The 13,180-nt window shown below is 60.3% G+C and carries 14 protein-coding genes; 10 read left to right on the top strand and 4 right to left on the bottom strand.

The genetic code is table 11. The features are described from left to right. Nucleotides 1–81 precede the first annotated feature (81 nt). Genes BLO49_RS18465 through BLO49_RS16760 form a run of 3 tightly spaced genes read left to right on the top strand, consistent with a single transcriptional unit; the run spans nucleotide 82 to nucleotide 2,157 of the window. Nucleotides 82–249, top strand: a complete 168-nt coding sequence (locus BLO49_RS18465) for a hypothetical protein (RefSeq protein ID WP_170828379.1) — start codon at nucleotides 82–84, stop codon at nucleotides 247–249. Between the two features lie 2 nt (nucleotides 250–251). Next, a complete protein-coding gene (locus tag BLO49_RS16765; protein ID WP_090650625.1) occupies nucleotides 252–728 on the top strand; it encodes a low affinity iron permease family protein in 477 nt (158 codons plus the stop codon). 55 nt (nucleotides 729–783) lie between these two features. Beyond that, nucleotides 784–2,157 (top strand): ANL family adenylate-forming protein, encoded by a 1,374-nt coding sequence (locus tag BLO49_RS16760; protein WP_170828378.1) that lies wholly within the window; start codon nucleotides 784–786, stop codon nucleotides 2,155–2,157. Nucleotide 2,158: 1 nt separating this feature from the next. Here BLO49_RS16760 and BLO49_RS16755 read toward each other — a convergent pair whose 3' ends face one another. The 4 genes from BLO49_RS16755 to BLO49_RS16740 all read right to left on the bottom strand — a co-directional run bounded on the left by BLO49_RS16755 (nucleotide 2,159) and on the right by BLO49_RS16740 (nucleotide 7,356). After that, complete coding sequence (locus tag BLO49_RS16755; RefSeq protein ID WP_090650622.1) at nucleotides 2,159–4,858, bottom strand: ATP-binding protein; 2,700 nt, start codon at nucleotides 4,856–4,858, stop codon at nucleotides 2,159–2,161. Next, nucleotides 4,855–5,460 (bottom strand): biliverdin-producing heme oxygenase, encoded by a 606-nt coding sequence (locus BLO49_RS16750; protein ID WP_090650620.1) that lies wholly within the window; start codon nucleotides 5,458–5,460, stop codon nucleotides 4,855–4,857. Before BLO49_RS16750 ends, BLO49_RS16755 begins: the two co-directional genes overlap by 4 nt. 70 nt (nucleotides 5,461–5,530) lie before the next feature. Further along, nucleotides 5,531–6,877 carry a GAF domain-containing protein gene (locus BLO49_RS16745; RefSeq protein WP_090650619.1) on the bottom strand — a complete coding sequence of 449 codons (1,347 nt, stop codon included), beginning with the start codon at nucleotides 6,875–6,877 and terminating at the stop codon, nucleotides 5,531–5,533. After that, nucleotides 6,874–7,356: a hypothetical protein gene (locus BLO49_RS16740; RefSeq protein WP_220083765.1), complete on the bottom strand. Its 483-nt coding sequence runs from the start codon at nucleotides 7,354–7,356 to the stop codon at nucleotides 6,874–6,876. The genes BLO49_RS16745 and BLO49_RS16740 overlap by 4 nt, the downstream gene beginning before the upstream one ends. Nucleotides 7,357–7,515: 159 nt before the next feature. On the opposite strand from BLO49_RS16740, the gene BLO49_RS16735 reads away from it, so the two are divergent. The 7 genes from BLO49_RS16735 to BLO49_RS16700 all read left to right on the top strand — a co-directional run. After that, entirely contained in the window at nucleotides 7,516–8,238 is a 723-nt protein-coding gene (locus BLO49_RS16735) for a hemerythrin domain-containing protein (RefSeq protein ID WP_090650615.1), read from the top strand. Between the two features lie 68 nt (nucleotides 8,239–8,306). Further along, a complete protein-coding gene (locus tag BLO49_RS16730) occupies nucleotides 8,307–8,570 on the top strand; it encodes a ribbon-helix-helix domain-containing protein (RefSeq protein WP_090650690.1) in 264 nt (87 codons plus the stop codon). Next, nucleotides 8,567–8,887, top strand: a complete 321-nt coding sequence (locus tag BLO49_RS16725) for a type II toxin-antitoxin system RelE/ParE family toxin (RefSeq protein ID WP_090650614.1) — start codon at nucleotides 8,567–8,569, stop codon at nucleotides 8,885–8,887. The genes BLO49_RS16730 and BLO49_RS16725 overlap by 4 nt, the downstream gene beginning before the upstream one ends. Before the next feature lie 258 nt (nucleotides 8,888–9,145). After that, complete coding sequence (gene rpsL / locus BLO49_RS16715; protein ID WP_090650612.1) at nucleotides 9,146–9,517, top strand: 30S ribosomal protein S12; 372 nt, start codon at nucleotides 9,146–9,148, stop codon at nucleotides 9,515–9,517. Nucleotides 9,518–9,529: 12 nt separating this feature from the next. Then, on the top strand, nucleotides 9,530–10,003 hold the full coding sequence (rpsG, locus tag BLO49_RS16710; RefSeq protein WP_090650610.1) for a 30S ribosomal protein S7: 474 nt from the start codon (nucleotides 9,530–9,532) through the stop codon (nucleotides 10,001–10,003). A gap of 176 nt (nucleotides 10,004–10,179) precedes the next feature. After that, entirely contained in the window at nucleotides 10,180–12,258 is a 2,079-nt protein-coding gene (gene fusA / locus BLO49_RS16705) for an elongation factor G (RefSeq protein WP_090650608.1), read from the top strand. Between the two features lie 164 nt (nucleotides 12,259–12,422). After that, the coding region (locus BLO49_RS16700) for an elongation factor Tu (RefSeq protein ID WP_139159670.1) at nucleotides 12,423–13,180 on the top strand (758 nt) is incomplete at its 3' end.

Below are 13,180 nucleotides of genomic sequence, written 5' to 3'. Positions count from 1 at the left end.
TTCGTCTGCCAAACTTATGATCATAAAGGCATTGTTGATGGGAAGAGGCCGCGTGCCTCAAGCGTTGAAAGGTAGATTTCCATGTGGTCCCGCCGCCATTTCGCCGATGCCCGACCGGCCGGCATTGCTTTTCTGCAAAACCTGATTGCCGGTCAGAAGGCGCCTGTGCCCGTGATTGATAATCTCGCCGCTGTCGCCCTGCCGCTGCGCCGGCTGGCGCGGGCCAAGGCGCCAAATCCGGCGCATTGACCATGAGTGACGTACAGAAGAAGGGCTGGTTTGCCTGCTTTGCCCAGGCGACGGCGACCCTGGCGGGAAGTGCCCCCGCCTTCGCCACGGCAATCGGTGTGGTGGTGATCTGGGCGATCAGCGGGCCGTTGTTTCATTTTTCTGAGGTCTGGCAACTGGTCATTAATACCGGCACCACAATCGTCACCTTTCTCATGGTCTTCCTGGTACAGAATGCCCAGAACCGCGACGGCAAGGTGATCCAGCTCAAGCTGGATGAACTGATCCGCGCGGTGGAAACCGCCAATACCGCCTACATTGGCATGGACGACATGAGCGAAACCGAGCTGGAAGCCTTGAGGGCGAAATACAGCCGGCTGGCAGAACGCGCGCGCACCCGGAATGTCGACTTGCCGAAGGGCGAAAAGCTGGCCCACGCCAATGCTGAGGCGGCGGAAGAAATTGTCGCCCTGGCGGATGAACGCATCGTCGGGCGCTAATTCTGTTAAAAGTCAGAATCAGCGCTATGGTGACCGCACTTTTGTGGATTCACCCATGACGATATCCAGCCTTGATGCTTTTCTCGATGCCCGTCTTGATACCGGTCTGGCGGACCTGCCGGTCCTGATCACGCCCGCGGGGGAATGGTCTGTGGCCGATATCAGGACGGCAAGGACGGCAGGCGCGCTTCAGGCGGCTTTGAGCTGTAATGCGGTGGCAGTGCGGCTGGCCGATCGGTTGAAACTGGCCCTGGCCATTATCGCCCTAGACGGACAGGTGGGGCGTTTGCTGTTGCTGTCTAGCGATATGAGCGATGCCGAGGCGCGCGATCTGCTGGCGCAGTTTGGCGGCGATGCCCTGCTGACGGATATGGCTTCTGAAGGTGGTAAGGACAGTCCGGAGATCATTTGGCGGGAGACGCCGAAACCCGGCAAGGGCGCGGATAGGATGGCGAGGCCGCATGTAACAACCGAATGGATATTCGCCACCTCCGGCACGACGGGAATACCCAAGCTGGTGGCGCACAGCCTGGCCTCACTGACGCGGACAACGAAGCTGTTTTCCGGCGGGCCCCGGCGTTGGGGGCAGATGTACAATATCGCTCGGTTTGCCGGGATTCAGGTCTTTCTTCAGGGAATAACGGGCGGCAGCCTGCTGCTGCCGGCGCCCGAAACGGGACTGCCTGAGCAACTGGCATTTCTGGCGCAGAACGGCTGTACGGCGCTTTCGGCGACGCCAACCCTGTGGCGCAAGATACTGATGACGCCCGGTCACGAAATCCTGCCGCTGGCGCAGGTGACGCTCGGCGGGGAAATCGCCGATGGCGTTATTCTGTCTGCCTTGGCGCGTGCCTATCCGTCAGCGCGGGTGGTGCATATCTATGCATCGACCGAGGCAGGTACGGCTTTTTCCGTGCGTGACGGACGGCCGGGATTCCCGCTCAGCTATCTGCAAGACGCGCCGGGCAGCGTCCGGCTGAAGGTGATTGACGGGCGCCTGTTCGTCCGGACGCGGAACACGCGCGCCACCTATCTCAACCGGCAGGAAGCATTCGCCGACGCGGAGGGTTTTGTCGATACCGGCGACCGGGTGGAGATTGACGGTGATCGCTGTCTTTTCCTCGGCCGCGAAAACGGCGCGATCAATGTCGGCGGCAACAAGGTCTATCCGGAAGAGGTGGAGCATGTCCTGCTGGCCCATCCGGCGGTCGATCTGGCGCGGGTATCGGCGCGCAAAAGCCCGATCACCGGCCAGATTGTCGTGGCCGAGGTCGTGGCAGCGCCGGGCGCCGATTCTGCTGCCCTGCCGGTGGCGCTCAAAACTTGGTGCGCGGACCGTTTGCCGCACTGGAAACGGCCGGCCATGATCCGTTTGGTGGCGCAATTGGCGGCCACGTCCGGCGGTAAGATCGACCGGGCACAGACCTGATCTATTCGGCGATCTCGGAGCGCGGAGACAGATATTTGCTGACCATATGGTCGAGCTGCAACGGGCTGAACGGCTTGGAAATATAGTCGTCCATGCCGGCATCGAGGCATTTCTGCCGGTCTCCCGCCAGGGCATTTGCGGTAACGCCGACAATGGCGATATCCTGGATCAGCCCTTCCTTCTGGCCGGCCCGGATGCGGCGCGTGGCTTCGTAACCGTCCATTTCCGGCATCTGGACGTCCATGAGGATCAGGTCGAAGGTATCGCGCGCCAAGGCATCAAGCGCCTCCTGGCCATTGTGCGCCACGGTCACCTTGTACCCCTGGTCTTCGAGCATGGCGACGGCGACAATGATATTGCCTTCGTAATCCTCGGCCAGCAGGATGCGGCCGCGGGCGTCGCCTTGCGGCGCCACGTCGGTCATTTCGTCATTAGCGGCCTCGATTCTGGGGGGCGGCAGGACTTCCAGCGGCAGGACGACGGTGAAGCGGCTGCCGAGCCCCTCGCGGCTCGAAACGGAGAGGGTGCCGCCCATCAGTTCGGTGAGTTGCTTGGTAATGGCCAGGCCAAGGCCCGTACCGCCAAAGCGCCGCGAAATGCTCGGATCGGCCTGCATGAACTTGTCGAAGATGCGCTCCGCCTGTTTGGGTGTCATGCCCATGCCGGAATCGACGACGTCAATGATAATGTTGCGCCTGTCGTCGCCGGCGCTCTCACTCCGGACCAGGATATTGACGAAGCCTTCGTCGGTGAACTTGACCGCGTTGCTGACGAGATTGGTCAGTATCTGTTGCAGGCGCATGGTGTCGCCCATGACGTGCAGTTCGGCGCGCGGGGCGCATTTTATATTGAGCATGAGGTCTTTTTCGGAGGCCCTGACGCTCATGATCGAACCCACTTCGGAGACGATGTCGGCGATATTGATCGGCGCCGATTCCAGAACCAGTTCATGACTTTCGATCTTAGCAACGTCGAGCAGGTCATTGATCAGGTTGAGCAGCGAATCCGATGACAGGCGCAGGACGCTCAGCAGCTTCTTTTGTTTTTCATCTAGTGGCGTACCGCGATCGAGCAGGGACACAATGCCGATGATGGCGTTCATCGGGGTGCGCAGTTCGTGGCTCATATTGGCCAGGAATTCACTCTTGGCGACATTGGCGTGTTCGGCCGAGAGGCGCTCGCCTTCCAGCACGACCTGCACGATATTCTGCGCCGTCTCGATATCGTCACGGGTCCAGGGTTTGCAGCGATGCTGGACGGTTTCCTTCCATAGCTCGAAGGAGGCGCGCGGCATCAGCCGGTAACCGGCCCTGGTCTTTTCAGGCACCTTCTCCGGCGCGCCGGCCCAGTTGACCTGCTGCTGCTCCGAGCCGCGGAACCAGATGATGTAATCCTTCTTGGCGACACTGATGGGCGCTGCCAGAAAACCGCCTCTCAGACGGCAGAGATCGGGATGATCGACGCACGCCTTGTCGGCTTCCTGGGTGTGATAGATGCCGCTGGTCTGGGCCTGCACCCATTCGGCGATCTGGTGGATGATGTCCTCGCGCGGCGTCTCGCCGAAGCGCAGCAGCCGTTTGCGAGTCATGACCGCCATGCCGGTGGCGTTCAGCGCGCTGAGCGCCAGGGTCTGGCGGCCTTTCAGCAGTTCTTCAAGGTTGAAATCGGTCTTCAGGCCGGCGGTCAGGCGTTCAACGATCAGGTTGCGCTTTTCCTGCTCCTGGCGGTCGCGCAGGCCCTCCATCGAAGACAGTTGCGCCGAGAATATATGCCCCATGATCTCGGAAACCATGCGCACACGATAGGGAACGTGATATCCGACATTGTGGTGGCAGGCGACCAAGCCCCACAGCTTGCCGTCCTGGATGATCGAAATCGACATGGAGGCGGATACGCCCATATTGGCCAGGTATTGCACATGGATGGGCGAGACGCTGCGCAGTACGCTTAAGCTCATATCGAGCGGACGGTCGGTATCGGGATGTACGGGCGGGATGATCGGCACCGGCGCGTAGTTCACGTCCGCGATCTGGCGGATATAGTTGGTCATGTAGAGCCGTCGGGCCTGTTCCGGAATATCGGAGGCGGGAAAGTGCAGGCCACGATAGCTCGGCATGTATTCGGCCTTGTTTTCGCCGACCACCTCGCCATTCCAGTTTTCATCGAACCGGTACAGCTTGACGCGATCAAAGCCGGTCAGTTCGCGGATTTTCAGCGTCACGAAATCGTAGAGATCGGGCAGGGTGGTGGCATTGCGCAGACCGACGGCGAAATCGCGCAGTTCGTCATAGAAAAAGTCACGGACGACCGACTTCCTGTCGTCGACAATCTCAAGTTCGACGACAATGTTGTTGTCCACCCGGTGCGCCACGGCGTCGAACCACATCTCGTCTATCTTTATTATGGTCGACTGGATCGGCATCAGGCTGCGCTCGACGATGATGTCGCGGATCTGTTCGGCCTGCTCGTGGCCTATGATTTCCCCCAGGGTCTTGTGCAGGACCGTATCGACTGTCAGTTGCGGCAGCCAGCGCTGGACATTGTCAGATACCTGGATGATGCGGTGTTCGTCGCCCTCCAGAACGAACAACATTCCGTAGGGCTGAATAGAGCCCGGAATGTGAATGGGCTCGCGGGCGCATTCCTTCAGCGCCTCTTCCAGCTCGGCATCACTGAGTTCTATACGGGGATCGGGAGTCATGACAGGTTTTCGGTCTTCAGAAGGAGAGGAATTGGCTTCATGTCGTGGAAGGCGTCGCAGAACCAGGCGAGGGTCTCGAAGGCCCGCCGTGCGCTGGCCAGCACCTCGTCGGGATCGAGCGCATCGCCCATGGCATCGATATGGGCGGTAAATGTCTTCCAGTTGGGGCCGTTGTCATGGCCGTAACCAGCGAAGAACCACTGATCGAGGCGGGGTATGAGGCCAAGCTGCCGTTCCAGATGCCGGCTGATGACATGACCGCCCAGGGTCGAGCCCTGCTTGGTGTAGAGGTAGCCAGCCAGTTTCGAACGCGTATCGATCGGCGGGTGAAGAAAGGGGATGTGTTGCGCCTGGCTGGTCAGTCCATGTTGCGCCAGGTCGCTGCCGAGCCAAGTCAGGACCGGGGCATTGGGCACATCTTCCGGCCAGCCGGCCAGGCAGGCGGCTTCGGCATGGCTGTAATAGGCTTCGAAGGCGAGCAGGATGCGGTGAAAGTCAGCCATGCTGAGCGAGGCATTGGACAGACCGTTCAGCAGTGGATGCGTGTGAAGGGCTTCGTGTTGCTGACGGGTATGGCTTCGCAGGGCTTCGATAAGACGCATAAACAGAAAGGCTGAAATGGAGAAAATAGAAATCTTATCTGCAAATTTTTATAAAGAGGAAATATGGAGGTTACGGCAGGGCAGGTGCTGCGCCCACCACCTCGATATCCGGCAGGCCGTCGAATTCCAGCCGAACCTGACCGCGTTCGGGCCGGGAGAGGCGTAAAGGACCGGCCTTTTCGTCCAGCCGGCGTCGCAGCAGGATCAGGCGGGTTTCGAGATTGTCCTTGAAATCGGGCAGGCGAAGCGAGGAGTCGCGGCGGATCTCCCGGTTGGAAAAGTCGCGCTGGCCGCTTTCGGTGAACTTCCGGACAAAATAGTAAAGCAGCCGGCCGGGCACGCCGCGGATCAGATACTCGTTATCGATAAACACGCTGTCATCATGAAGGAAATAACGAAACCGGAACCGACGGCTGTCAGTATCCGGGGCGGGGGGCAAGGCAATGGATGGCTGGACGGCCTGGGCCTGGAGGTCTGCCAGCAGGAGACAGGACGCCAACTGGTTGGCGATCAGGCCGAGGGCGGCTTCGTCTTCATGGGTAAAGGCGAAGGACAGCTCCGACTCCGCGAAGATGACGCCGCGCAGCCGTCCCTTGGCCATCATGGGCACAGCCATCTGGCATTGCGGCGCCTCCAGGCCGGGCAGGGGGATTTGCGCCGTATCGCCGGTGATGGCGCGGGCATAGCGACGGGCGCGGGTCAGGTCGGCAATCAGGACCGGGCGTTTCGATGCGGCGGTCATGCCGATAACGCCAGTGCCCACCGGCACTTCGGCGCCCGTGCCGTAACGGTCATAGCCCCGGCTTGCCACCATGGTCAGGACGGTTTCATCCTCGTTCGGCAACAGGACCATAAGATTGCGGAAGGCCATCTCGTCGCGCAGGCCATCCAGCGCCGCATCCAGAATGGTGTCGCTGTCTGCTTCCGCACCGATGGCGGAAATAATACGGGCGGCATGGCTGATGCGGTCGCGGTGAGGACGTGGTTCGGGGGGCGGCGCCAGCGGGGCGGCGGCCAGCACTTCACGGATCTGCGTCACCCGGTAGATATCGGCGCTCTTCAGCTTCATCAGCCCTTCATGGCCCCGCAGATGGCTCATGACATCGAGATGGGTGGATATGCGCTCGAAGACCTCGCCGCTGTCACAGGACTGTTCGAATTGAAGATCGAGCAGGTGCTGCGCGCCGGAAAGGGCATCGACCACCATCACCGTGGCCACGCCCAGCCGCCGGACATTGGCGGCCGTCTTGGAAAAGAACTGGTTGGACAGGGCGACGTGGGTTTCGTCTATATAATAGACGTGCGACAGGTAGGATATGTTCGGCATCCCGTCATCGTCGATCGTGCCGATGATCGAGGGGATCACGCCTTCAAAACTGTTGCGCAAGTCGCCGAGGCGAATAACGGGCCGGGTCATGCCGTTACGCCCGCCAGACGTTCGCCGGCATGAGGGCCGGGGCTTTGCAGGAACACATCGCTGGGATGGAAACCGATGCGCATGAGATCCCTGGCGCACAGGGAATGCGATAACTGCGCCCGCCGTACCTCCAGGGCCTCCATCAGGGTCAGCATCCGCTCGACATAGAGCTGACCGCGTGCCGCTTCGGCCTCGGTGGCGGGGGTGATATCCTCGATCACGCCCTTGATCTGGTAACACAGATAGTCCGTGGGGCGCACGAAGGTGGCGGCGATCTTGCCGCCGGGCGCGGCATTTTCAACCACATCCGGCCATTGGGCGCGGCAGACAAAGAGATCGATCAGGCCCGTGGCTTCATCGTACAGGGCCCCGGTGCCGCGACCGATGGTGGCGCGGAAGCGCTGATCGCGCGTCGAGACAACCATCATCACCGGCCCGGAAATGAAGTCCGCCAGTTCGCTGCTGATGAGTGTCGACATGTCCGAGACCTGATCCCCGAAAGGTTGCATTCTAGCCGCTTAGGATAATTTTAGGAATAGGCGTCATGGGCTAGGAACGATTTAGGAAGCGCAAAAAACGCGGCAAGGTTATTGGCTCGGTCAATCCGGATAACGCAATTATCAAACAGGAAGTCCCCCATGAACCATACCCATTTTGTCCAGTCGATCCCCGACACGCTCGGGCGTTACGATATGTATGCCAATATTCATAAGGCGCTGCGCAAGGCTCAGTGCGAGATGCTGATCCGCCTGGGACAGACCGATTTTGCCCGCGATGATCTGGCCTCATTGCTGGAAGACCTGCGCGAGCTTCTGTCCTTCGGCAGTTCGCATATCTCGCATGAAGAAGTGCATATCCATCCGGCCATCGAACTGCGCGCACCGGCCGCGACGACCGACCTGCAACACCAGCATGACAGCCACCGCCACAATTTCCGCCTGCTGGAAGAACTCATAAATGTCGTGCAGGAAAGCGCGCCGGAAAGGCGCGAGGCGCTGGGACGCCGGCTTTATCTGGCCTACAGTGCCTTCATCGCCCACGATTTCGAGCATATGTTTGAGGAAGAAACCCTCAACAATGCCCGGCTTTGGGAGCTGTTCGATGACGGCGAACTGCACGCCATGGAACGCGCCATTGTCGGCAGCCTGCCGCCGCAGAAGGCCATGGCGGCCATGCGCCTGATGATTCCGGCGATCAGCCGCGATGAACGGGTTCGGCTGCTGGCCGGCATGAAAGAAAATGCTCCTAAGGAGGTTTTCGAGGCCGTAATGGAACACGCCGCCCGCCCGACCCTCTGCCGCGAGGATTTCAGCAATCTCAGCCGCCGGCTGATGCTGACCCAGTGCGTGCCGGTATATTGAGGGAGGAGGTATCCGGCCAATATTTGACAAATTTTGGCCGGATGCTACGCTTCAGAATGGAGGCGCCCATGTCCACGCTGAATGTATCCATGCCTGAGTCCATGCGCGAATATATCGAGCGGCAGGCCGAGCGCGGGCAATACAGCGCCAGTGAATATGTGCGTCATCTGATCCGGGAAGACCAGAAGCGCTCAGCGCAAACCGAGCGTGGTCTGCTGTGGGAATACCTGACGCTGTGTGCGAAGCAACTCGATGACGGCGAGTTGGCCGAAAACGTGACGGCTGAAGATATAATCGCGCAAGGGCGAGTCCGTCGGGGCCGCTCCGCGTGAACTGGATTCTCTCGAAAGAAGCGCGGTGCGTTATCGAAGAGATTGAAGACTATACGGCAATAACCTGGGGTGATGCGCAGGCCGGACGCTATATTGAAACGCTGTTCGAGGCTTCCCATAGGTTGGGCGACAATCCGGCGCTCGGCCGATCCCGCTCGGACGTGCCCCCGCCATTCCTTGTCTATGCCGTGGGCAGTCACCTGATCGTCTATCGCCACAATTCGGTGAAAGAGCGGATCGAAGTCCTGACGGTCCTGCACCCGGCGATGAACATTGAAAAACGCCTCATGGCGGTGCTGAAACGACCAGAGTCTTAATGCCGCTTGACCGCCTTGAGACTCTCCTATATAGCCCGCGGATCATTTTTGAGGTGCGCCCTTAAAAGCGCGTCCCGATCCGAAAAATATGCAGGGGCTGTGTCCCCGCCGTAACCTCCATAGCGCAGGTTGCGGCTTTTGTGTTTGTTTCGGCTACGGCCTCCGGAATAAAAGCCGCTTGCCTTATGGGAAGCTCCTGAAACCTATGATCGCCCGGCCAAACGGCACAGGTCATAAAGAAGAAAGCCATCGAATCCGATGCCCACAATTAACCAGTTGATCCGCAAGCCGCGCCATCCCAAGCCGGTTCGCAACAAGGTTCCGGCCCTGAAGGGCTGCCCGCAGCGCCGCGGCGTTTGCACCCGCGTCTACACGACGACCCCGAAGAAGCCGAACTCCGCTCTGCGTAAGGTCGCCAAGGTGCGTCTGACCTCCGGCATCGAAGCCGTGTGCTACATCCCCGGTGAAGGCCACAACCTGCAGGAACACTCCGTTGTTCTGATCCGCGGCGGCCGCGTGAAGGACCTTCCGGGTGTCCGTTACCACATCCTGCGCGGCGTGCTCGACACGCAAGGCGTCAAGAACCGTAAGCAACGCCGTTCGCACTACGGTGCGAAGCGTCCTAAGTAAGGATAGAGATACATGTCACGTCGTCACCGCGCAGAGAAGCGCGACGTCCTTCCGGACCCCAAGTTCGGTGATCTGGTCGTCACCAAGTTCATGAACTACGTCATGTACGAAGGCAAAAAGGCTGTTGCTGAAAACATCATCTACGGCGCCTTCGACATCCTGGAAGCCAAGAAGAAGGACGCGACCGCCGTCGAGACCTTCCACACGGCCCTCGATAACGTTGCCCCTTCGATCGAAGTGCGTTCGCGCCGCGTCGGTGGTGCGACCTACCAGGTGCCGGTTGAAGTCCGTCCGGACCGCCGCCGCGCCCTGGCCATCCGCTGGCTGGTCAACGCCGCCCGCAAGCGTGGCGAAAACACCATGACGGAAAAGCTGGCCGCCGAGCTGCTCGACGCCGCCAACAACCGCGGCACCGCCGTCAAGAAGCGTGAAGACACGCACAAGATGGCCGAAGCCAACCGCGCCTTCTCGCATTATCGTTGGTAAGAGCGATTGACGGCGAGGGCTCCGGTTCTCACTGTCGCAAAAATATTGCTTTTCGGCGCGGGCGGTTTGGTTTAAACCGCCCGCGCTGCTTGCAATTCAACGAATTTTTTAAATCCGACCGTGCCCTCAAGCGGCTAAGCGGCAGGACAACACAAACAAGTTTTTGAGGCTCCCCAATGCCCCGCAGTCATAAGATTGAAGACTATCGTAACTTCGGCATCATGGCCCACATCGATGCCGGCAAGACGACGACCACAGAGCGCATTCTGTATTACACCGGCAAGAGCCACAAGATCGGCGAAGTCCACGATGGCGCCGCCACCATGGACTGGATGGAGCAGGAGCAGGAGCGTGGCATCACCATCACCTCCGCCGCCACCACCGCGTTCTGGGAAGGCAAGCGCCTGAACATCATCGACACGCCGGGACACGTTGACTTTACCATCGAAGTCGAGCGCAGCCTGCGCGTCCTCGATGGCGCCGTCACGGTTCTCGATGGTAACGCCGGCGTTGAGCCTCAGACCGAAACCGTCTGGCGCCAGGCCGACAAGTACAAGGTGCCGCGCATTGTGTTCGTCAACAAGATGGACAAGATCGGCGCCGATTTCGACAAGTCGGTCCAGTCGATCCGTGACCGCCTCGGCGCCAAGGCTGTGCCGATCCAGTTCCCGATCGGTTCGGAATCCAACCTGAAGGGCCTCGTCGATGTGGTCCGCATGACCGCCGTTGTCTGGGACAATGACGGCCTGGGCGCTTCCTACCGTGACGAGCCGATCCCGGCTGACCTGGTCGAAAAGGCCAATGAAGCCCGTCAGTACCTGATCGACAACGCCGTCGAACTCGACGACGAAGCCATGGAAGCCTATCTGGAAGGCAATGAGCCTTCGATCGACGTCATCAAGAAGTGCATCCGCAAGGCCGTCCTCACCGGCGCCTTCTATCCGATCCTCTGCGGCTCGGCCTTCAAGAACAAGGGCGTTCAGACCCTGCTCGACGCCGTCGTCGACTACCTGCCGTCGCCGGTCGATATCCCGGCCACGCAAGGCATCGACTACAAGACCGAAGAGCCCGTTACCCGCAAGGCTTCGGACGAGGAGCCCCTGTCGGTTCTGGCGTTCAAGATCATGGACGACCCGTTCGTCGGTTCGCTGACCTTCTGCCGCCTCTATTCGGGCAAGATGGAAACCGGCCAGGGCCTGCTGAACTCGACGCGCGACAAGCGCGAGCGTGTCGGCCGTATGCTGCTCATGCACTCCAATAACCGTGAAGACATCAAGGAAGCCTATGCCGGTGACATCGTCGCCCTGGCTGGCCTGAAGGACACCCGCACGGGTGACACCCTCTGTGATCCGCTGAAGTCCCCGGTCATCCTGGAACGTATGGAATTCCCGGCGCCGGTTATCGAAATCGCCGTCGAGCCCAAGTCGAAGGCCGACCAGGAAAAGCTGGGCGTCGCCCTGGCCAAGCTGGCCGCCGAAGATCCGTCCTTCACCGTTTCGACCGACTTCGAGTCGGGCCAGACGATTCTGAAGGGCATGGGCGAACTGCACCTCGACATCAAGATCGACATCCTGAAGCGCACCTACAAGGTCGAAGCCAATATCGGCGCGCCGCAGGTGGCCTACCGCGAGTCCATCACCCGCAAGGCCGAGATCGACTACACCCACAAGAAGCAGACCGGTGGTACGGGCCAGTTCGCCCGCGTCATGCTGACCTTCGAACCGGGTGAACCGGGCTCGGGCTTCGTGTTTGAATCCGCCATCGTCGGTGGTGCGGTGCCGAAGGAATACATCCCCGGCGTCGAAAAGGGCCTGGAATCGGCCAAGGAAAACGGTCTGCTGGCCGGCTTCCCGCTGATCGACTTCAAGGCGACCCTCACGGACGGCAAGTTCCACGACGTCGACTCCTCGGTCCTTGCCTTCGAAATCGCTTCGCGCGCCGCCTTCAAGGAACTGCGTGAAAAGGGCGGCCCCAAGCTGCTCGAACCGATCATGAAGGTCGAAGTCGTGACCCCGGAAGAATACCTCGGTTCGGTCATCGGCGACCTCAACGGCCGTCGCGGCATGATCCAGGGGCAGGACATGCGCGGCAACGCCATCGTTGTCGACGCCTTCGTGCCGCTGGCCAACATGTTCGGCTACGTGAATACTCTCCGCGGTATGTCGCAGGGCCGCGCCCAGTTCTCGATGGTCTATGATCACTACGAGCCCGTGCCGCAGCACGTCGCCGACGAAGTGATCAAGAAGTACGCCTAAACCAGAGCGCATTCCGAAAAGTGTCCTGCTATGCTGTTGTGCACTTTTCGGATTAAATGCGCGTCTGACAAATGCCTATTGGCCCGTGGCATTTTGTGTGCTACGGGCCGCTCCAACATTAACAACCCCTGACGAATGAAGGTCCGCTACGGCGGAGATGAAATATGGCCAAGGAAAAATTCAACCGCTCGAAGCCTCACTGCAACATCGGCACCATTGGTCACGTTGACCATGGCAAGACGACCCTGACGGCGGCGATCACGATCACTCTGGCGAAGTCGGGCGGCGCGACCGCGAAGAACTACGCCGACATCGACGCTGCCCCTGAAGAAAAGGCGCGCGGCATCACGATCAACACGGCGCACGTCGAGTACGAAACCGAGAACCGCCACTATGCGCACGTCGACTGCCCGGGCCACGCCGATTACGTGAAGAACATGATCACCGGCGCTGCCCAGATGGACGGCGCGATCCTGGTCGTTTCGGCCGCTGACGGCCCGATGCCGCAAACGCGCGAGCACATCCTGCTGGCCCGTCAGGTCGGCGTGCCGGCCCTGGTCGTCTACATGAATAAGGTCGACCTGGTGGACGACGAAGAACTGCTGGAACTGGTCGAAATGGAAGTCCGTGAACTTTTGTCGTCCTACCAGTTCCCCGGCGACGATATCCCCATCACCAAGGGTTCGGCCAAGGCCGCGACCGACGGCGTCAACCCGGAAATCGGCGAACAGTCGATCCTGGCCCTGATGAAGACGGTCGACGAATACATCCCGCAGCCGGAACGCCCGATCGACCAGCCCTTCCTGATGCCGGTCGAAGACGTGTTCTCGATCTCGGGCCGTGGTACGGTTGTGACCGGCCGCGTCGAGCGCGGTATCGTGAAGGTCGGTGAAGAAGTCGAAATCGTCGGCATCCGTCCGGT

It is taken from the genome of Asticcacaulis taihuensis (assembly GCF_900100255.1).
Taxonomy (GTDB): Bacteria; Pseudomonadota; Alphaproteobacteria; order Caulobacterales; family Caulobacteraceae; genus Asticcacaulis; species Asticcacaulis taihuensis.
Note: the sequence above shows the minus strand (reverse complement) of the source record. Positions and strands in the feature narration are given on the sequence as shown.

Excerpts from the sequence above, each read along its gene's own strand:
- BLO49_RS16735 (WP_090650615.1), top strand. The coding sequence starts at position 7,516 with ATGAACCATACCCATTTTGTCCAGTCGATCCCCGACACGCTCGGGCGT.
- BLO49_RS16745 (WP_090650619.1), bottom strand. The coding sequence starts at position 6,877 with ATGACCCGGCCCGTTATTCGCCTCGGCGACTTGCGCAACAGTTTTGAA.
- BLO49_RS16740 (WP_220083765.1), bottom strand. The coding sequence starts at position 7,356 with ATGTCGACACTCATCAGCAGCGAACTGGCGGACTTCATTTCCGGGCCG.
- BLO49_RS16765 (WP_090650625.1), top strand. The coding sequence starts at position 252 with ATGAGTGACGTACAGAAGAAGGGCTGGTTTGCCTGCTTTGCCCAGGCG.
- BLO49_RS16730 (WP_090650690.1), top strand. The coding sequence starts at position 8,307 with ATGTCCACGCTGAATGTATCCATGCCTGAGTCCATGCGCGAATATATC.
- rpsL (WP_090650612.1), top strand. The coding sequence starts at position 9,146 with ATGCCCACAATTAACCAGTTGATCCGCAAGCCGCGCCATCCCAAGCCG.
- BLO49_RS16755 (WP_090650622.1), bottom strand. The coding sequence starts at position 4,858 with ATGACTCCCGATCCCCGTATAGAACTCAGTGATGCCGAGCTGGAAGAG.
- BLO49_RS16750 (WP_090650620.1), bottom strand. The coding sequence starts at position 5,460 with ATGCGTCTTATCGAAGCCCTGCGAAGCCATACCCGTCAGCAACACGAA.
- rpsG (WP_090650610.1), top strand. The coding sequence starts at position 9,530 with ATGTCACGTCGTCACCGCGCAGAGAAGCGCGACGTCCTTCCGGACCCC.
- fusA (WP_090650608.1), top strand. The coding sequence starts at position 10,180 with ATGCCCCGCAGTCATAAGATTGAAGACTATCGTAACTTCGGCATCATG.
- BLO49_RS18465 (WP_170828379.1), top strand. The coding sequence starts at position 82 with ATGTGGTCCCGCCGCCATTTCGCCGATGCCCGACCGGCCGGCATTGCT.
- BLO49_RS16760 (WP_170828378.1), top strand. The coding sequence starts at position 784 with ATGACGATATCCAGCCTTGATGCTTTTCTCGATGCCCGTCTTGATACC.